This is a genomic window from Dactylosporangium sp. NPDC051484 (genome assembly GCF_040689395.1).
In the GTDB taxonomy this organism is placed as follows: Bacteria; Actinomycetota; Actinomycetes; order Mycobacteriales; family Micromonosporaceae; genus Dactylosporangium.
Genome location: NZ_JBFAZX010000035.1, coordinates 1 through 17,747, shown reverse-complemented (window position 1 = coordinate 17,747; position 17,747 = coordinate 1). Strand labels below are relative to the sequence as shown.

Here is a 17,747-nt window from a genome sequence, read left to right as displayed (position 1 = left end):
GCTACTTTGGGGTGCCCCAAAGTAGAGGAGAGCCCCGTGGGCAAAGTAGTCATGTACAGCTCGGTATCGATAGACGGCTTCGTCGCGGACGAGAATGACCAGCCCGGACCGCTGTTCGACTGGTTGTCCAGCGGTGACGTCCCGTTGGACGAGAGCGGCGAGGTGAAGGTGTCGCAGACGTCCTACGACTACACCCGGCCGTACTGGGACCAGATCGGGGCGACAATCGTCGGCCGCCACGTCTTCGACATGACGGACGGCTGGGAAGGGAAGCCTCCGGGCGGGATCGACCACGTGGTCGTCGTGACGCACCGGCCGGCGCCCGAGGGCTGGGACCCCGAGGCGCCGTTTCACTTCGTCGACGGCGTCGAGGCAGCCGTGGCCAAGGCGCAGGAGCTTGCGGGTGACCGCATGGTCGAGGTCGCCGCTGGCGACGTCGGTGGCCAGGTGCTTGCCGCGGGCCTGATCGACGAGGTGCGCATGGACGTCGTACCCGTCGTATTCGGGTCCGGCAAGCGCTACTTCGGGTCGGTCCATGCGCAGCACCTGTTGGAGGATCCTGATGTGGTGATTCAGGGCAACCGGGTGCTTCACCTGCGCTATCGGGTGCGCCGTTGACCGATCTGAGCGGGTACGCGAAGAAGTCCACTGCGAACGGTGACACAAGATCGGGCCTCCAGCTGCGTTTGCGCATCGCTGTCCCTGCTCGGGCAGCCGACGCCGATCCGCCCCAGCACCTCACCTGCGGCAAGTTCAACTCAAGATCACTGGTTGCCGGGTTTCCGTCGCATCTTGGCCGACCCCCGACAGCGGTGGGCCGCAGCGTAATGTCCGCTCGGCCGATGCCGCGGCCGCGCCTAGTTTACGAAGATCGATACTTCAAGTAGCAGCGTCGTGAGGGGTATCCATGGGTGGCTGGCCGCAACTGCGCGAGAGCCGGACCGTCACGTCGGGCCAGGCGCCCGGCACGGTGATCCGGTGCGGCCTGCGGGACACGCTGCTGTCGAACGTCCCGGCCTCGATCGTGCTGTTCTTCGCCCGGCCACTGCCGGCCGACGACCTGGCGAAGGGGCTGGCGCAGGCGCTGGCCGCGGTTCCCGTCTTCGGCGGGCGGATGCGCACCACCGGCGACCTGCTGGAGATCGTCTGCAGCGACGAGGGCGTACCGATGGAGTTCTACACCATCGACGACACGCTCGCCGAGGCCGTCAGCCGCGTCGCGATGCCCAACTCGGGGCTGGCCAACCACTGCGAGGCGACGAAGGCGCGCGACGGCGGGCTGCCGCTGCTGACCGTGCGGGTCACCGAGTTCTCCGACGGCGGCACCGCCGTGTGCACCTCGTTCCACCACTCGGTCGGCGACATGCAGACCTACATGCTGTTCATACAGGCGTGGTCGGCGGCGGTCGACGGCGGGGAGATGCCGGAGGTCGTCGTCGTGGAGGACCGCGACGGGTACCTCGACGAGATCCTGCCGCCGAGCGACGGCGGGATGCCGAGCTTCCGGCTGCCGGAGCCCGCCGAGGCCGAGGCGCTGGCCGCCGAGCTGGCGGCGGCCGCCCGGGCGAACCGGGCCGTGCAGATCTACTTCGGCGCGCAAGAGGTGGCCCGGATGCGCGACGAGCTCGCCGCCGAGGCCGGGCGCTGGCTGTCGACCAACGACGTGCTCGCCGCGCACATCCACACCGCCCTGCGGGACCTCGACGACTACGATGGGGTGCGGCACATCTCGATGCCGGTGAACATCCGGCCCCGGCTGGACCTGCCGCCCGCGGTGGTCGGCAACATCCTCAGCGAGGTGTACGTCCCGTGCGCCCCGGAGACGACGACCGCGCAGTTCGCCGTCCAGATTCGCGCCACCATGGACGACCTCGCCGTCACGCCGCCGAGCTTCCGGGCCGACGAGCGTCTCATCGAGCAGCTCGGCCGCGACCGGCTGCCCGACCTCGTGCCGTACGCGTTCGATCCGCCGCGCCGCACGTTCAGCCTCTCCAACTGGACCCGATTCGGCGTCGTCGATGTCACCCTCGGCGGGCAGCGGCCGGTGATGGTGAGCCCGACCACCGCCGTCTCCCTGCCATGGGTCGCCTGGCTGGTGGAGGGCTTCGACGGCGCCGGGTACCTGCTCACGATCGTGGTGCCGGTGCGCTTCGCCGGCAAGCTGCGCGGCGAGGCGGGACGCGCCCGGCTGCACCGCTTCAGGGCTGACGACGACGAGCTGCCGGCGCTGGCCGTGGCGGCGGGCCGGATCATCTGAGCGGTTCCCGGCGCGGCGCCGGTCACTGCCGCGTCGTCATCGCGTCAGCAGCCGATCGTCGCGCCGGGAACGTCGTCGTGGTACTTGCGGCCGAGGAGCAGCCGGTCGACGCCGGCCAGTGGGGCCACTCGGTCACCAGATGGCGAAGATGCATCGGGTACCGTCCCGGGTCGGGCTCGGCCGGGCGCGGCAGTGACTGGATGACGAGCCGCGATCCGCCGTCCGTGTCGTCCCGCACCCGCAGCGAAGTGCTCCCGCGCTGTTGCGCAACATCATCGCTGCCAGCTCGCCCGCCATGCGGGGCACGCCATGGTCTGCGGTCATCGGCGTTGCGGACGTGACCCGGTCAAGGTATTCGAGCCGGAATCCCTCCAGGGTCCGCAGCAACGGCTCGAGGTGGACCTCGTAGCGGGCGTCCAGCACGATCGGCGCCGGATCCATTTCCCAGCGGTCAACGCATGCGCCGGGCCGGCGTGCCGGGACGGGATTTCGTTCGCCCGGTGTGCCGAATCCGGGCGTTTCCTTTGACCTTGACACTAGTGTCAAGGTTCTAGGTTCCTCGTATGCGTGAGGGGATGATCGGAGTGCGGATCGGAGAGCTGTCCGATCGCTGCGGGGTCAGCGCACGCTCGCTGCGCTATTACGAGCAGCAGGGCCTGATCGCCCCCAGCCGCGCAGCGAACGGTTATCGGGAGTATGACGAATTGACGGCCGTCAGAGTACGCAATATCCGGGAACTGCTGGAGTCCGGCCTCACGGTCGACGACATCCGGCTCTCCCTGGAGAAGGGCTGCCTCGACCGGCCGTTGAGCACGCTGCCGATGTGCCCGGACGCGATCAGGGTTGCAGGTGACCGGCTGGCATCACTCGATCGGCGGATCGCCGCGCTGCAGGACCTGCGAGAGCGGCTGGCCGGGCAACTCGCGCAGACCGAGACGGCGATGGAACTCAACGGCAGCCACGACGTCCCCCGATACGCCGTGGCGGGTGCCGCACCGCTGCGCACCTGAGCGCCGCTCATCCAGTCAGGCCCGGCGATGCCGGGCCCGCTGCCTGCTGCCCGAACCGACCTTTCAGGAGAGTCTTCCCGGTGACCACCGAACGCGAAGCCGAGAACATCCGAGAGGCCCACCCGGCCGCGGTGAGGCGGCCGGGGCTGGCACTGACCGTCCTCGCCGGTGCGCTCGCCCTGGACATCGGGGGCATGAACGTCATCAACGCCGCGCTGCCGAGCATCCAGCAGCACTTCGCGCTGGACAGCGCCGTCCTGCAGTGGACACTGACCGCCTACGCGGTCACCTTCGCCGGCTTTCTGCTGCTCGGCGGCCGGCTCGCCGACGTGTGGGGCCGCCGGCCGGTCTTCATCCTCGGCGTGGCCGTCTTCGCCGTCGCCGCGCTCGGCGGAGCCCTCGCCCCCGACGTCCGTGTTCTGATCGTCATGCGCGCGTTGCAGGGCGTGGGTGCAGCGCTCTCCGGCCCGGCGGCGATCGCGCTGCTCTGCGAGGTCTTCCCGGAAGGACCCGCCCGCAACCGCGCCTTCAGTCTCTACGCCGCGGTCGGCGCGGCGAGCGGTAGCGGCGGCTTCGCGCTGGGCGGTGTGCTGACGGACCTCTTCGGCTGGCGGGCTGTGTTCGCCTTCTCGGCGGTACTGGGGGCTCTGGTCCTGCTGCCCGTCCATGCCGCGCTGCCCGCCACCGTCCGTCGCCCGCAGCCGCTGGACGCGCCGGGCGCGGTGCTCGTCACCGCAGGGCTGCTGCTGGCCGTCTTGGCCGTCACCCGTTCCGGCTCGTCGGGCTGGAGTGACCCGGGCACCCTGGGCCTGCTGCTCTGCGCCGTGGCGCTGCTGACCGCTTTCGTGCTCTGGGAGCGGCGCGTGCCCGACCCGCTGCTGCCGCTTTCGGTGCTGCGGCCGGCGCCGGTCCGGGTCGCCACCCTCGCGGCCTTCCTGCTCTACACCGCGGCGCTCGGGCTGCAGTTCTTCGCGCCGCTCTACCTGCAGGACATGCTCGGCTACTCGCCGTTCCTGTCGGGCATGGCGGTGATGCCCTTCTCGCTCACCGTCTTCCTGATGGCGAACTTCTTCACCGGCCGGCTGCTGTCGCGGGTCGGCCAGAAGCCGCTGCTGACGGTCGGGCTGGTCCTGGTCGGCCTCGGGATCCTGGCCTGGGCATGGACCCCGATCGAGGGCGACTACTGGCTGCGCGTGCTGCCCGGTCTGTTCGTCATCGGGGTGGGCGTCGGTGCGGTGTTCCCGACGATGACGACGGCGGCGCTGACCGGGGTTTCGGCGGAGCGCCACGGTGTGGCGGGGGCCGTGAACGTCACCGCGCAGCAGATCGGGGCGAGCGTCGGGGTGGCGATCCTGGTCGTCGTCGCCGGCGCCACCGAGATCAGTGCCCAGGGGCAGGCCGGGCTGCTCCACGGCTACCACGTCGCCTACGTGCTGGCGGCGACGGCGTGCGTGCTCGGCGCCGTTGTCATCGGCGTCGTGCGGTCGTGGGAGCGGCCCGCTGACGCCGCGGGGTCGTGAATGGTCGTGGCCTTGGCCCGGGCCGCCACCCGGAGTTGCTGAACAGTCCCGACGTTATCTGGAGACCAGAGTGAAGTTTGGATTTTCCCTTGAGCCGCCGCTGTGGCCCGAGGAGCCCGGCGCGGCGATGGTGCAGGCCGCGCGGGACGCGGAGCGGATCGGCCTGCAATACGTGCTGATGTCGAGCCATGTGCTCCACAACGAGCACGGTGCGGCAGTGGACCCGCTTGTGCTGCTGTCGGCGGTGGCGGGGGCGACCTCGCGCATCGGCTTGGCCACGAGCGTGCTCGTGCTGCCGTATTACCACCCTGTGGTGCTGGCCAACCAGGTCGCCTCGCTGGACGCGCTGTCCGGAGGCCGGTTGACGCTGGGCGTGGGCACGGGGTGGAATCCGCAGGAGTTCGCGGCGCTGGACGTGCCGGTCCGGCAGCGGGGCCGGCGTACCGACGACAGCCTTGAGGTCATGAAGGCGATCTGGTCGGGGACGACGGCACAGCTTCCGGAACGGTTCGGTGTGCTGCGGGAGGCGGTCGGCGGGGTGCGGCCGACGTCGCCGGGCGGCCCGCCGATCTGGGTCGGCGGGCACAGCGACGCGTCGATCCGGCGTGCGGTGCGGTTCGGGGCGGGCTGGCACGGCTCCGGGATCAGCCACGACGACGCGCAGTTCTTCCGTGAGCGCATCGACGAGCTGGCCGCCGAGGTGGGCCGGGATCCGTCGACGGTGGAGATCAGCACGGTGGCGTTCCTGGTGCCGCCCGGGTTTCACGCGGTGCGTCACGTGCCCGGCCGGCTACTCGGCGGCGGCGTCGGAGCCAGCGCGGAGGCGATCGTCGAGGACCTCAGCCTGCTCGGCGAGGCCGGTGTCACGATGTGTTCGCTGTGGATACCTATCGAAGCGCATCGGGTGACCGAGGCACTCGAATGGTTCGCCGCGGACGTCCTGCCACGAGTCACCGTTCGAAGTCATTCACCAATATAGATCATAAATGGCGTACGCCGGCCCGGTCCTCGCTCCCCGCGTCCTGGGGCGGGCCGGGCGAGCGTGGGCCGTTCATCTCGTTCCGCGGACTGGACAACCAGGTCTACTACATGCTCGGTCCCGGTGGTTCCTACCTGAACTTCAGCGGTACGGGCAACACGCTGAGCTGCAACCATCCGGTGGTACGCGAATTCCTGCTGGACTGCCTGCGGTACTGGGTCAGCGAGTACCACGTCGACGGCTTCCGGTTCGACCTGGCCTCCATACTCGGCCGTGCTCCGGACGGGACGCCGCTGGACAACCCACCACTGCTCGAAGCGATCTCGGCCGACCCCGTACTACGCGACACCAAGCTGGTCGCCGAGGCGTGGGACGCCGCCGGGCTGTATCAGGTCGGCAGCTTCCCGCACTACGGCCGCCGGTCCGAGTGGAACGGCAGGTACCGCGACGCCGTGCGCCGATTCCTGCGCGGCGACCCGCACACGCTGGCATCGATCAACTACGTCAGCTCACACGACGGCTTCACGCTGCACGACCTCTTCGCGTACAACGAGAAACACAACGTCGCCAGCGCACGATCGTGTAGCCGGCCGGATCGATCGACGCATGGTAGGTGCGCATCCGCTCGACGGTGTCCACGCTAGAGAACGAGCAGCTGAAGGCGCAGAACACGGCCGAACCGCCGTCGCACTGGACGGTCTGGCGGCCGGTGGGGCGTCGTGCGTAGCAGGTCTGCACGTTGAGATCCGCGAGCCAGGGCTGGGCGATGGACTTGACGCTCGGGTCGGCGAACAGAGCGAGGCCGGTCGGGTTGTCCGGTTTCCCGCCGTCCAGGTTCTTGTAGACGAGCAGGCCGGCAGCGGCCGCGAGGGCCACGATCGCGGCCGCGACGCCGACCAGGAGACCGCGCCGGCGCTTCGGCGCCGCTGTTGGTGCGGGCGCCGGGGCGGCGGCCGCCGGGTGCCGGTTCGATGGCCGCCGGTTCTGCCGGCGCGGGTGCCGGTTCGGGGACCGCTGGGGGTGCCGGCTGCGGGATCGGCGCGAGTGCGGCCGTGGCCTGCGGGGCGGGCACGCCGACGAGGGCGCCGTGGGCGACGACGAGCTCGGGCTGCTCCAGGATCGTGGGTGCGATACCGAGACGCCGGTGCAGCAGTGGCGACGAGCGGGATACGGCTGGACCCGCCGACCAGGAACACCCCGCCGACGCGCCCGGCGCCGCCGCAGCGCTCCACGATGCGGGCCGTGGCGTCGGTCATGGAGGACGACCTCCGCGACCGCGTCGCCTCGCAGCCGGAAGTACTGGCGTAACTGGATAGGTCCCTGAATTGAGTCACGGCACTTGGCGGCGGTCCCTAGCAGTACGCAGCCTGGGACCGGGCGCCCGTACACAATGCAGTGATCGTCGCGAAAACTGCGTAGCCCTTCCCGGTCTGTATTCGGCCAACCGAATACTGGATGTGCGGCTTCTCTCCTTGCTTTAGTGCTCTAGGAGGGCTGTAATACCATCATCGCCGCAACGCGGTACTAGGAAACATTCGGTATACAGAACTGGAAGAGACCGCAGGATCTGGCCTGCGTGTCGATGGCTGACCGCCTGCGCTGTTCTTGGAAAGAGCTGGCCCCAAAAACGAATGGACTTCGATGCCTGAAACCCCCGTGACAGACAGTCGGTTTCCTCTGATCACCGACGAAGCGCTCGATGAGCTGAGGGCCCGTATCGGCCAGCAGTTTGACCGTCCCCAGCCTCATGTAACTGAGGCAACAAGGGACTCAATCCGACACTGGGCGCTCGGGATCGGCGACGACAACCCGCTGTGGCTAGATGACGAGTACGCGAGGAAGTCCCGATGGGGCGGAATCACGGCACCGGGCAGCTTCCTCTACGCGTTCGACCGCGTTGTGAGCGGCTACGTCTCGGGACTGCCTGGCGTGCATGCGATGTTCGCGGGTACGGACTGGAACTGGCGACTCCCTATCCGGCTGGGTGACCGCATCATCGCCAAGCCGGCGTTGAAGGAACTGCGTGATCTCAACAGCAACTTTTCCGGCCGCTCGATCAAGCAGACCTACAATGTGACGTTCTACAACCAAGATGGAGACGTTGTCTGCGACGCCGACTCCTGGTGCATCCGGACCCAGCGTGACGTCGCACGTGACCGCGCTACTCGGGAAACGGTGGAGCCTCGGGTCTGGACCGAAGACGAGATCTCAGAGATTTCTTCGAGGTACGCCACCTACGAACGACGCGCTGACGAGTCACGGTACTGGGATGATGTCCACGAGGGAGACGTACTGCCGGAGCTGCTGAAGGGGCCGAGCACCGTAACGAGCTTCGTCTGCTTTACGCAAGGCTGGGGGAGTCTGTATGTCAAAGCGCACGGACAAGCCTTTGACATGTTCAGGAAGCATCCCGCACTTGGTATTCCGAATGCGCTCGGTGTTCCCGAGCCGCCGGAGCGCGTGCACTGGGATAACGAGCTCGCCCGGGCCGTCGGCGTACCCGCGGCATATGATTACGGGCCGGAGCGCATCTCGTGGCTCGGCAATCTGATGACGGACTGGATCGGAGATGACGGCTTCCTAAGGCGCCTTAATGTGCAGGTGCGCCGCCACAACATCATCGGCGACTTGACGATTTGCAAGGGCACGGTGCTTCGGAAGTGGCAGGAAAAAGAGGATCACTTGGTTGAGGTCGCCGTACGGTGCGAAAACCAAAATGGCGAGCAGACCGCGATCGGTACCGCCGTGGCAGTGCTACCCTCGCGCGGGTAACTGTGACACGCCAGCAAGCATCGCCGCACGAAGCGAGCCAAGAGGCCAGCGCGCAGTCACAACCGACTTGGGGCGAATCCGTTGCGCGCGAACTCGTTCGAGGCCATCCGACCCTCGTCTACGCGAACCGACCGAAATGCATAACGGCTGTACTGGATGAGTCTCGCAGATGGGCAGGCCGCCCCTTCATCATCCAGGGCGAAAGGACGATCACATTCGCTGAACATGAGCGCATGGTCGCAACGATCGCTACACGACTCCGCTCAGAGGGAGTGCGGCCAGGGGATACCGTGGCGATCTTCGCGAGTAATAGCCCGGAGTGGGTTGCAACCTTCTTTGCGGTTATGGCGCTCGGAGCAATTGTCGTCCCGTGCAACGGGTGGTGGTCTGCCGAAGAAATGGAGCATGCCGTACTGGCCGTAACTCCTCGGCTGGTAGTGTGTGACGAGCGTAGGGGCCAGCGCGTTCAACCGAATGTGCGCCAGCTGAACCTGGCGACCCTGGCGGCAGACGCCACAGCAGCAGCCGAGAACGCCGATGATCTCATGATGGACGTTGGCGAGGACTCGCCCGCCGCAATTCTCTTCACCGCCGGCACTACCGAATTTCCGAAGGGCGTGACCCTCTCGCATCGCGCCCTGGTGGCCAACTTGCAGACGCTACTAACGGTATCCCGCAAGCTGCCTCACCTTATTAGCGACGATATTGCGCCAAGTGTTACTTTGGTAGGCCTTCCACTATTTCACATCGGAGCAATCCAGCTAATTCTCGTTCCGATGATCACTGGTAGCCAGATCGTGTTCCTGGAAGGACGCTTCGACCCGGACGCAGTCCTGCGTCTGATGGAGGGAAGAGGCGTGACAATGTTCTCGGGCGTACCCACCATGATGCAGCGCCTGCTGGCACATCCAGACGTAGATCGACGCGATCTCAGCACAGTCAGGACTGTGGTCCTCGGTGGATCGCCGGTCGACACCGCTCTGTTAGAGAAAGTAGCGCGAGCTTTCCCGAACACGCGGCGCGGTGTTGGCCAAACGTATGGGCTAACCGAAGCGGGAGGAGTAGTGAGTACCGGGGTCGGCACTCAGATTCGCTCACATCCTGGTTCGTCTGGCAAGGTCGCACCCGTTGTCGAAATCCAGATCGATCAGCCGGACGACAACGGCGACGGCGAAATCCTCGTCCGCTCACCAGCGTGTATGAATGGCTACTGGGGACTCGTTGACGACGAGGTCATCAACGAGTCAGGATGGTTACGTACCGGCGATATCGGACACCTTGACGACGACAACTATCTATACGTCACGGGCCGGTCGAAGGACGTTATCATTCGCGGCGGGGAGAACGTTGCGGCTAGCCGTGTCGAGTCTGTCCTGCAGTCGCACCCCGCAGTTGCAGAGGCGGCGGTAGTAGGTCTGCCCGACGAGGAATACGGTCAGATAGTAGGCGCCGCGATACGTCTACGGACCCAAGACTTGTGCGGGCAGGCGGAACTGAGTGCATATGCGGCCCAGAGGTTGGCCCAGTTCGCTGTTCCGACCCAGTGGTGGTTCTTCGACTCACCGCTGCCGACCAACGATTCAGGGAAGGTCCTGAAGTCCCAGATCGTGTCGAACTGGCCAGCCCAGAACAAACTCTAAGGCCGTATGCGACAGAGAACGGCACACTGACTCGAACGACAACCATCTCGTCGAGCTAAAAAAGCGGGGACAAGTTGTCGCCATGCGGACCCGCTGGTGCATAGTCGGGGAAAGGTGCGCCTGACCTGCAAGGATGTGAGTGTCTAGATCATATCCACGGCAGAATCGGGTGCACCTTTCCGGTGGGTAGGGGCAGCGGGTGGGACCAGCGGTTGCAGGTAGCCGCGGGCGGGAAGGGTTTGGTCGGTCACGCGAGTGCGGTCTTGCTGCGGCGGTGCGCGGACCGGACTGGCCTGACCGGGGCGTTGAACAAGGTGCTGCCCCTGGGCGGGGGGCTGGGGTGGTGGGATCGGGGCACGGTCCTGGTCTGTCTGGCGGTCGATCGTGCTCGGCGCGAGGAGCATGTCCGACATCAGCTTGCTCGCGCATCAGGCCCTCGTATTGGCCGATCCGCCGTCGGAAGCGACCGTCCGCCGGGCCTTGGCCGGCCTTGACCCGGTGTTGCTGGCCCGGATATCAGGGGACAACGGAAGTTCCTCGATCGCGGACTTGAGCCCTCCCCGGTTGCGGACGGCGAACCTCCCAAGTCGTGGACATGTCGTCCCCATCGCACTGGACTGCGATCGGACCCTCCGGACTCGACGCATCGTGTGTGGTGGCAAAGGGGGATCACGAACTCGGGTCGCCGTGGTCTACGCGTCTGGCGGACCAGCGGTCAACGCGTCGTTCGATCCTGACGAGTGTCCGGCGCAGGCCGGCACAACGTGTGCTCGGCGGTGTCGGCGAGGGTGGCGGTGACTGCGTCGGTGGACAGTTGTCGGCCGGTGAACAGCAGGTCGAAGCTGTCGAAGCCGGTGAGCAGCCACAGCACGTCGGAGGCCTGGTCAGCGGTGACGCCGTCGCGCAGCGTGTGCTGTTCGTGGAGGCGTTGGGCGAGGCCGTTCATGCCTTCGGCGCGGCCTTGTTCCAGGCGTTGGACTGCCCCGCCGACTGCGTCGGCGTCGAGTTGGGCCATGGAGAACAGGGCGCGCAGGACGTCGCGGTGAGCCGCGTACATGTGCACGTTGCCGCGGATGCCGTCGCGCAGGCCCTGCCGGGCGTCGGGCTGCAGGACGGCGTGGACCATGCCGGTGAAGTCGCCGCGGTGGAGTAGGTCCATGCCGAACGCGTCGAACAGGCACGCACGAGACCCGAAGACCGTGTAAATGGTCGAGCGGGCCACCTCGGCGAGTTTCGCGACCTTGTCCAGGCTGACCGGTTCGGACGGCGCGTCGACGAGCTGCTGGTAGACCGCGTCGAGGATGCGGCGCTTGGTGTCCACGGCGGCCTGGGCGCGCAGCCGCTGCTCGTACTTCCGCGTGGGGGGCATGAACCCGACCCTAGCATTCATTTGACATAGCGTCTTACGAAAGACATGCTGTCTTACGAAATACAGGCCGTCCGATGAAAGTAGCCTGCCCAGCACGGCGAAAGGAGCCCAGAATGCGGGTGCTGATCCGCTACACGGTCAAACCTGAGCACATCCGCCACAGCACCGAATTGCTGCGCGCGGTCTACGCGGACCTGGAACGCACCGAGCCGACGGGGTTGCGCTACGAGACGTTCCAGGTGGAGGGCACCGGCCAGTTCCTGGCCATCATCGAGTCCGACAGAGGCCCAGGCGACGCTGCGCACCACCGGCTCGCCTCGTTCCAGCGCTACCGCGCCGCGCTCGACGACATCTGCGTCGAACCCCCGACCGTCGCCCATCTGGAGACCGTCGGCGCCTACCGACCCTGATGACCCCACCCCATCATGACCGCAAGGAGATACCAACCGTGATCCGCATCGCCGTCGTCGTCGGCAGCACCCGTCCCGGCCGCCGCGGCGAGTCGGTGGCCCGCTGGGTCGCCAACACTGCCGCAGCACACCCCGCCGTCACCGACGGCCGAGCCGCCGTCGAGGTCGTCGACCTGGCGACCTTCGACCTGCCGCTGCTCGACGAGCCGGTCCCCGCCGCGTTCGCCAGCTACGCCCATGCCCACACCCGCCGCTGGGCGGACACCGTTGCGGGATTCGACGGGTTCGTGTTCGTCACCCCGGAGTACAACCACTCCTTCCCCGCCGCGCTGAAGAACGCGATCGACTTCCTCTACACCGAGTGGCACGACAAGGCCGCCGGGTTCGTCGGCTACGGCATCCACGGCGGCACCCGCGCGGTCGAACAGCTGCGCCAGATCATGGCCGAGGTGAAGATCGCCGACGTGCACACCCAGGTGGCACTTTCGATGTTCGCCGACTTCACCTTTACCAACCCGGCCGATCCCACCGACCCGGGAACCTGCACGCCCGGCCCGCACCACGCCGACGCCCTGACCGCCATGCTCGACGAGGTCATCGCGTGGTCGGCGGCACTAAAGCCGCTGCGCGCCCCCGCCGCCGAGCCGCTGTCCGTCTGACACCGACACACGGTCGGGTGCCGTGGGCACAACGCGCCCGCCGTCCGGCCGCGCGTCCTGCCCACGGACCGCCGCAGAACGAGGCAGTGCGCGATGACGAACCAGGCATCCAAGAACCGTGCCGAAACCGCTGATCCGCGTTTCGGGCGGCCTTTCCCTCACCGGCAACCAGCGCCCACACGGCAGCTACCGGGGGAAATCCGCTGACCGCCAGTGGCGGCTCTTCATGTCCGCACATGGGGAAGTCCAGGCGACCGCTGACAGTGCGTGGCCGGCAAGCTGCTCACCGGGTGGGTGGTCATCGACCTGGACCACCCTGATCACCGCTCACTGCGATAAGCAGGGCGCCGCGGCGACATTCAAGCGTGGGTTCGGATTCCACCCGCCGGGTGCGTGGTGCGCGAACACCGGCGAGAGCCTGGCCATGCTGCTGCGATCCGGCAACGCCGGCTCGAACACGGTCACCGACCATGTCCGGGTCCTCGGCGAGGCGATCGCCCAGCTGCCGGTGGCCTACCGGCGGAAGATCCTCGTGCGTATCGACGGTGCCGGCGCCACCCAACGCAGGACCGGCTGGCCTTACGCGATCATCGCGACCAACATCCGCCGGATCGGTGGCGTGCCCGGCTCCCACCATCCACAATTCCTCGCCGTGCTGCATCGCTCGCACGCCACAGTGAAAGATCAAGTTCGGGCCGGCAAGGCCATGGGTCTGCGGAACCTGCCGTCGAAATCCTGGATCGTCAACCGCGGCTGGATCCTCGCCGCGAACATCGCCGCCGACCTGGCCGCCTGGACCCGGCTGCTCGGCCTGCCCGACCAACCCGACCTCGCCCACGCCGAACCCGACACCCTGCGCTACCGGCTGCTGCACCTACCCGCGAAACTCGCCACCGATGCCCGCCGACGAACCCTGTCCATCCCCGACACCTGGCCCTGGGCTGACGCCTTCCTACTCTGCTGGCAACGCCTTGACCCGACACCCCGGATCATCTGACCCCGCCACCCCCAGCACTCAACCAGCCAGAAGGCCGTCCCGGCACCAGGAGACCCGGCGCGCCCGCAGCGACACGCGGCACTCCGCCCCCCGCCTCCCGCATCACGGCTCTTCGAAGTTGAGCGGGATTCGGGTGTAAAGGGCCGTACCACCGCCGCCGTGCTCGGCTGGCTGTGCCAGCGCCCCCAGGCGTGGCGGGAACAGGTCTGCTACGTCGCGATTGACATGTGCACGATCTTCAAGTCCGCGGTCCGGCCGGCCCTGCCGCAGGCCACTGTGGTGGTCGATCATTTCCACGTCGTGCGGCTGGCCAACACCGCGTTGACCGAGGTGCGCCGCCGGGTGACCATCCAACACCGGGGGCCGCCGCGGCCGTAAAGGCAATCGCGAATGGGAGCTACGCATCAGGCTGACCCGCTCCGCCGCCCGCATGCACGCCCGCCATCTCGCCCCGATGGTCGATGACCTGCACACCCTCGGCCGACCCGGGCAGGACATCCTCACCGCCTGGAACGCGAATGAGGACCTCCTCGACCTGCTCGCCCTGGCCCGCACCCACCCCAGCCGTGAGAACATCGCCTCGCTGCTGCACCGGTCCTTCCACCGCTGCGCCCACTGCGGCCTGCCCGAGTTGGAGCGCCTCGCCACGACGGTGGAGACATGGTGGCCCGAAATCGAAGCCTTCCTGCACACCGGCATCACCAACGCCGGCTCCGAAGGCACCAATCGGGTCATCAAAACCATCGCCCGCGACGGCCTACGGCTTCCGCAACCCGGAGAACCAGCGCCTACGCACCCGCTGCGCCACCACCCGCCGCAACGGCGGACACCTCAGGCTGAGTCTGTCCGTGTGCGCAGACTGACCGACCGGGAGGGGTAGAAGCTGCAGCAGGTGGTGCGCCGGGGCAGCACGAGTTCGGTGCGCTACCGGCGGGCGATGATGCTTCTCGCCTCGGCCGGCGGGAACCGTGTGCCGGTGATCGCCCAGCTGGTGCAGGCAGACGAGGACACCGTCCGCGATGTGATCCACCGGTTCAACGAGATCGGCCTGGCCTGTCCGGACCCTCGGTGGGCGGGAGGTCGTCCCCGCCTGCTCAAGCCTGACGACGAGGACTTCGTCATCCAGACGGCCACCACCCGCCCCACCAAACTCGGCCAGCCCTTCACTCGCTGGTCACTGCGCAAGCTCGTCGTCTACCTGCGGAAGTTCACGTCCGGATCATCCGCTGGGCCTGCCCCGTTTTGACGGACATCCGAGATCAGGGGACCTGGGGTCTCCGGGAGGATGTCCAGCATCATGGAGAACGTGGGGAAGAAGCGATCGAGGCCACGGCGGGCGTTCACGCCTGAGTTCAAGGCCGAGATCGTCGAGTTGTGTCAGCGCGGGGACCGTACGGTCGGGCAGGTCGCGCGGGATTTCGACCTGACCGAGACCGCGGTGCGGCAGTGGGTCAAGCAGGCCGAGCTTGATGCCGGGACCCGCTCGGACGGGTTGACCAGCGACGAGCGGGCCGAGCTGGCCCGGCTGCGTGCGGAGAACCGCCGGTTGCAGCAGGACGTCGACATTTTGAAGCGGGCGACGGCTTTCTTCGCACGGGAGACCCGGTGAACGTGTATCCGTTCATCGAGGCGGAGCAGGCCGGCAAGCACAGTGTCAAACGCGCGTGCGAGCTGCTGCAGGTCTCCCGGTCCGCCTACTACACCCGCAACATCACCAGCTCCCGGGAGCGCGTCGACGAGCAGCTCACCGCAAAGATCCTGCAGATCCATGCGGCGTCGAACGGCACCTATGGGGCGCCGCGGATCCACGCCGAGCTCGCCGCTGCCGGGCTGCGGCACGGCCGCAAACGCATCGCCCGCCGGATGCGCGCGGCCGGGATCCGGGGCAAGAGCCCACGCCGTTGGCAGGTCACCACGATCCCGGACCCGAACGCGGCGAAGCGCCCGGACCTGATCGGCCGGGACTTCACGGTCGACCCAGCGGCGATCGACACCCGCTGGTGCGGTGACATCACCTACATCAACACGTGGGAAGGCTGGTTGTATCTGGCCACCGTCATCGACCTGGCCTCCCGCCGCGTCGTGGGCTGGGCCGTGGCCGACCATCTCAAGACCGACCTGGTCGACGCCGCCCTGACCGACGCGCTGCGCCGCCGCCGGCCCGCCGACGGGCTCGTGTTCCATTCCGACCGCGGCTGTCAATACACCAGCGCCCAGCACGCCCGCCTTGCCAAGCGGCATGATGTCCGCCTGTCGGTCGGCCGGCGCGGTCAATGCTGGGACAACGCGGTCGCCGAATCGTTCTTCGCCACCATCAAAACTGAACTCATGCACCGGCAGGCCTGGCCCACCCGCGCTGCCGCCAGGCAGGCGATATTCGAGTACATCGAGGGCTGGTACAACACCCGCCGCCGGCATTCCAGCCTCGGCTACCTCAGCCCCGCCGCCTTCGAGAACAGCACCAGCGTCCGGCCGTTGACCGCCCTCAGGGTAGCTTGAGGATCAACACATCGACCCTGTCCGTCGAATCGGGTCAAGCCCACCGCATCGGCCGTGTCGCGAGGCGTTACGGGTCTGCTGGCCCGCCGGGGTGTCACCTTCCAGCGAACCAAGACGTGGAAGGAGTCCCCGGATCCTGAGCGTGACGCCGAACTCGACCGAATCGAGCATGTCCTGGACTGTTTTTCCGGACCGGGTCTTCGCGTTCGACGAGTTCGGCCCGCTCGGCATCCGGCCCACCGCGGGCTCGGGCTGGGCCGAATAGCGACGTCCCGACCGGTTGCCGGCCACCTACCACCGCACGCGCGGAGTCAGGTACTTCCATGGCTGCCACTCGGTCGGAGAGGACCGTCTGGGGGGCGTCAACCGCCGCAGGAAAGGCGCCGCCAATACGCTGGCCGCGCTGAAATCGATCCGCGATGCCCACCCCGACGGCGCCCCGATCTACGTGATCATGGACAACCTGTCCGCCCACGAGGGCGCCGACATCCGTCGCTGGGCCAAGAAACACAAGGTCGAACTGTGCTTCACCCTGACCTATGCCTCCTGGGCCAATCCGATCGAGGCGCACTTCGGACCGCTGCGGCGAGTTCACCATCGCCAACTCCCACCACCCCAACCACACCGTGCAGATCCGGGCCCTGCACGCCTACCTGCGGTGGCGCAACGCCCACGCCCGCCACCCCGACATACTCGCCGCACAACGCCGAGAACGTGCCCGCATCCGCAGTGAGAAGGGCATCCGCTGGGGAGGGGGCTCCGCCCTCGAGACCGTGGCCTGAGCCGTCCTCCACATGCGGCACATCGCACACATGTCCCGGATCACCGCCTCGGGCGGCGGCCATCGCTGTCGAGAGCTTCGGCGAGTTCGGCGCGCAACTGGCTACGGGTGCGCACCAGAATCCGCCCGAGCATGTTCTTGCCGTTCCCGGTCCTGCCCCGACCCCAGTAGTGATCGGTGGTGGTGTCCTCGACGATCTCTTCGTCACCGGTGGATAACAGAATGTCACGGATATCGGCATGCGCGCGGAACTTGGTTGCCACCGCACGGCGCATCACGTCGTCCTTGACCCGTTCACAGTCTCTCCGCAGAGGTTTGGACGAGTCACGGCCCAGCTCCGCTGCCCGCAGCGGTGTGCGAGCACGCCGGACGAGATCCGCGTGACGAGTGCCCTTGAATTTCTGTGCCTGGAAGTAGTGCTCCGAGGTCGGCCACCAGACCCCGTCGAGGTCGAAGCCGTGATCGGAGAAGTTCGAGAAGCATCCATAAGGGACTTCGCCGGCGCCGTAGAAGTAGATCGTCACGGGAACCTCACGGGTATTACGGAAACCCGCACCGTCTCAGGCATGCCCAAGCCCCCGCAACCAGTGTTCTTCGCCGGGCCCGGCCTCTCAACGCGCCAACGACCCGGTGAACCTTCCCGGTCAGAGCACTAGCGCCAGAGGCTGTCCCCAACCGTCCGGGACATGCCCACCACCGTACCGAACCACGCAGGACCGGACGTGTGGTGCGGCCGCCCGCGGACGACGCACCATCTAATGACGTGATCTCAACGAGATTGCGGTAGGTACCGGTATTCGAAGTGTGTGAGATGCAGAGCTGCGGCGACGATGTCGCCGAGTGTGCGAGGGCTG

General features: G+C 67.3%; 18 protein-coding genes and 3 pseudogenes. 18 read left to right on the top strand and 3 right to left on the bottom strand.

Annotation, left to right across the window (positions count from 1 at the left end):
* The first annotated feature begins 36 nt into the window (after window positions 1–36).
* The gene (locus tag AB0367_RS33600) at window positions 37–618 is read left to right on the top strand and encodes a dihydrofolate reductase family protein (protein ID WP_366230518.1); all 582 of its coding nucleotides are present in this window, start codon (window positions 37–39) and stop codon (window positions 616–618) included.
* 289 nt (window positions 619–907) lie between these two features.
* Window positions 908–2,257 (top strand): acyltransferase, encoded by a 1,350-nt coding sequence (locus AB0367_RS33595; RefSeq protein WP_366230517.1) that lies wholly within the window; start codon window positions 908–910, stop codon window positions 2,255–2,257.
* Between the two features lie 132 nt (window positions 2,258–2,389).
* On the opposite strand, the gene AB0367_RS33590 is transcribed toward AB0367_RS33595, so the two are convergent.
* Window positions 2,390–2,698 carry a hypothetical protein gene (locus tag AB0367_RS33590; RefSeq protein WP_366230516.1) on the bottom strand — a complete coding sequence of 103 codons (309 nt, stop codon included), beginning with the start codon at window positions 2,696–2,698 and terminating at the stop codon, window positions 2,390–2,392.
* 122 nt (window positions 2,699–2,820) lie between these two features.
* Between AB0367_RS33590 and AB0367_RS33585 the strand changes: the two genes are divergently transcribed.
* From AB0367_RS33585 to AB0367_RS33555, 7 genes are all read left to right on the top strand, one after another.
* Window positions 2,821–3,267: a MerR family transcriptional regulator gene (locus AB0367_RS33585; RefSeq protein ID WP_366230515.1), complete on the top strand. Its 447-nt coding sequence runs from the start codon at window positions 2,821–2,823 to the stop codon at window positions 3,265–3,267.
* An 80-nt stretch (window positions 3,268–3,347) separates the two neighbouring features.
* Entirely contained in the window at window positions 3,348–4,787 is a 1,440-nt protein-coding gene (locus AB0367_RS33580; protein WP_366230514.1) for an MFS transporter, read from the top strand.
* 70 nt (window positions 4,788–4,857) lie between these two features.
* Window positions 4,858–5,766 carry a TIGR03619 family F420-dependent LLM class oxidoreductase gene (locus tag AB0367_RS33575; RefSeq protein ID WP_366230513.1) on the top strand — a complete coding sequence of 303 codons (909 nt, stop codon included), beginning with the start codon at window positions 4,858–4,860 and terminating at the stop codon, window positions 5,764–5,766.
* Between the two features lie 110 nt (window positions 5,767–5,876).
* A complete protein-coding gene (locus AB0367_RS33570) occupies window positions 5,877–6,410 on the top strand; it encodes a hypothetical protein (RefSeq protein ID WP_366230512.1) in 534 nt (177 codons plus the stop codon).
* A gap of 481 nt (window positions 6,411–6,891) precedes the next feature.
* A complete protein-coding gene (locus AB0367_RS33565; protein ID WP_366230511.1) occupies window positions 6,892–7,074 on the top strand; it encodes a hypothetical protein in 183 nt (60 codons plus the stop codon).
* A 333-nt stretch (window positions 7,075–7,407) separates the two neighbouring features.
* On the top strand, window positions 7,408–8,538 hold the full coding sequence (locus tag AB0367_RS33560; protein WP_366230510.1) for a MaoC family dehydratase N-terminal domain-containing protein: 1,131 nt from the start codon (window positions 7,408–7,410) through the stop codon (window positions 8,536–8,538).
* Complete coding sequence (locus tag AB0367_RS33555) at window positions 8,469–10,178, top strand: class I adenylate-forming enzyme family protein (RefSeq protein ID WP_366230509.1); 1,710 nt, start codon at window positions 8,469–8,471, stop codon at window positions 10,176–10,178. Before AB0367_RS33560 ends, AB0367_RS33555 begins: the two co-directional genes overlap by 70 nt.
* 715 nt (window positions 10,179–10,893) lie before the next feature.
* Here the strand turns inward: AB0367_RS33555 and AB0367_RS33550 are convergent.
* Window positions 10,894–11,547, bottom strand: coding sequence for a TetR/AcrR family transcriptional regulator (locus tag AB0367_RS33550; RefSeq protein ID WP_366230508.1), 654 nt, complete (start codon window positions 11,545–11,547; stop codon window positions 10,894–10,896).
* Window positions 11,548–11,660: 113 nt separating this feature from the next.
* Between AB0367_RS33550 and AB0367_RS33545 the strand changes: the two genes are divergently transcribed.
* The 9 genes and pseudogenes from AB0367_RS33545 to AB0367_RS33505 form a co-directional block, all read left to right on the top strand.
* A complete protein-coding gene (locus tag AB0367_RS33545; protein ID WP_366230507.1) occupies window positions 11,661–11,957 on the top strand; it encodes a hypothetical protein in 297 nt (98 codons plus the stop codon).
* A 38-nt stretch (window positions 11,958–11,995) separates the two neighbouring features.
* Complete coding sequence (locus AB0367_RS33540; protein WP_366230506.1) at window positions 11,996–12,616, top strand: NAD(P)H-dependent oxidoreductase; 621 nt, start codon at window positions 11,996–11,998, stop codon at window positions 12,614–12,616.
* Between the two features lie 226 nt (window positions 12,617–12,842).
* Window positions 12,843–13,613 carry a transposase gene (locus tag AB0367_RS33535; RefSeq protein ID WP_366230505.1) on the top strand — a complete coding sequence of 257 codons (771 nt, stop codon included), beginning with the start codon at window positions 12,843–12,845 and terminating at the stop codon, window positions 13,611–13,613.
* A 159-nt stretch (window positions 13,614–13,772) separates the two neighbouring features.
* The gene (locus AB0367_RS33530; RefSeq protein ID WP_366230504.1) at window positions 13,773–13,991 is read left to right on the top strand and encodes a transposase; all 219 of its coding nucleotides are present in this window, start codon (window positions 13,773–13,775) and stop codon (window positions 13,989–13,991) included.
* Window positions 13,992–14,043: 52 nt separating this feature from the next.
* Complete coding sequence (locus tag AB0367_RS33525; protein WP_366230503.1) at window positions 14,044–14,493, top strand: transposase; 450 nt, start codon at window positions 14,044–14,046, stop codon at window positions 14,491–14,493.
* 3 nt (window positions 14,494–14,496) lie between these two features.
* Window positions 14,497–14,814, top strand: a pseudogene (locus AB0367_RS33520) (helix-turn-helix domain-containing protein); the annotation flags it as partial.
* An 84-nt stretch (window positions 14,815–14,898) separates the two neighbouring features.
* Window positions 14,899–15,201: pseudogene (locus tag AB0367_RS33515) on the top strand (transposase); the annotation flags it as partial.
* A gap of 17 nt (window positions 15,202–15,218) precedes the next feature.
* Window positions 15,219–16,112: an IS3 family transposase gene (locus tag AB0367_RS33510; RefSeq protein WP_366230502.1), complete on the top strand. Its 894-nt coding sequence runs from the start codon at window positions 15,219–15,221 to the stop codon at window positions 16,110–16,112.
* 75 nt (window positions 16,113–16,187) lie between these two features.
* A pseudogene (locus tag AB0367_RS33505) lies at window positions 16,188–16,894 on the top strand (transposase); the annotation flags it as partial.
* Window positions 16,895–16,934: 40 nt separating this feature from the next.
* Here the strand turns inward: AB0367_RS33505 and AB0367_RS33500 are convergent.
* Window positions 16,935–17,417, bottom strand: a complete 483-nt coding sequence (locus AB0367_RS33500; RefSeq protein ID WP_366230501.1) for an NADAR family protein — start codon at window positions 17,415–17,417, stop codon at window positions 16,935–16,937.
* Window positions 17,418–17,747: the final 330 nt, after the last annotated feature.

Bases quoted from the DNA above. Each gene is read 5' to 3' on its own strand.
- AB0367_RS33560 (WP_366230510.1), top strand. From the start codon at position 7,408: ATGCCTGAAACCCCCGTGACAGACAGTCGGTTTCCTCTGATCACCGAC.
- AB0367_RS33570 (WP_366230512.1), top strand. From the start codon at position 5,877: ATGCTCGGTCCCGGTGGTTCCTACCTGAACTTCAGCGGTACGGGCAAC.
- AB0367_RS33590 (WP_366230516.1), bottom strand. From the start codon at position 2,698: ATGGATCCGGCGCCGATCGTGCTGGACGCCCGCTACGAGGTCCACCTC.
- AB0367_RS33525 (WP_366230503.1), top strand. From the start codon at position 14,044: ATGCACGCCCGCCATCTCGCCCCGATGGTCGATGACCTGCACACCCTC.
- AB0367_RS33545 (WP_366230507.1), top strand. From the start codon at position 11,661: ATGCGGGTGCTGATCCGCTACACGGTCAAACCTGAGCACATCCGCCAC.
- AB0367_RS33595 (WP_366230517.1), top strand. From the start codon at position 908: ATGGGTGGCTGGCCGCAACTGCGCGAGAGCCGGACCGTCACGTCGGGC.
- AB0367_RS33535 (WP_366230505.1), top strand. From the start codon at position 12,843: ATGTCCGCACATGGGGAAGTCCAGGCGACCGCTGACAGTGCGTGGCCG.
- AB0367_RS33550 (WP_366230508.1), bottom strand. From the start codon at position 11,547: ATGCCCCCCACGCGGAAGTACGAGCAGCGGCTGCGCGCCCAGGCCGCC.
- AB0367_RS33585 (WP_366230515.1), top strand. From the start codon at position 2,821: ATGCGTGAGGGGATGATCGGAGTGCGGATCGGAGAGCTGTCCGATCGC.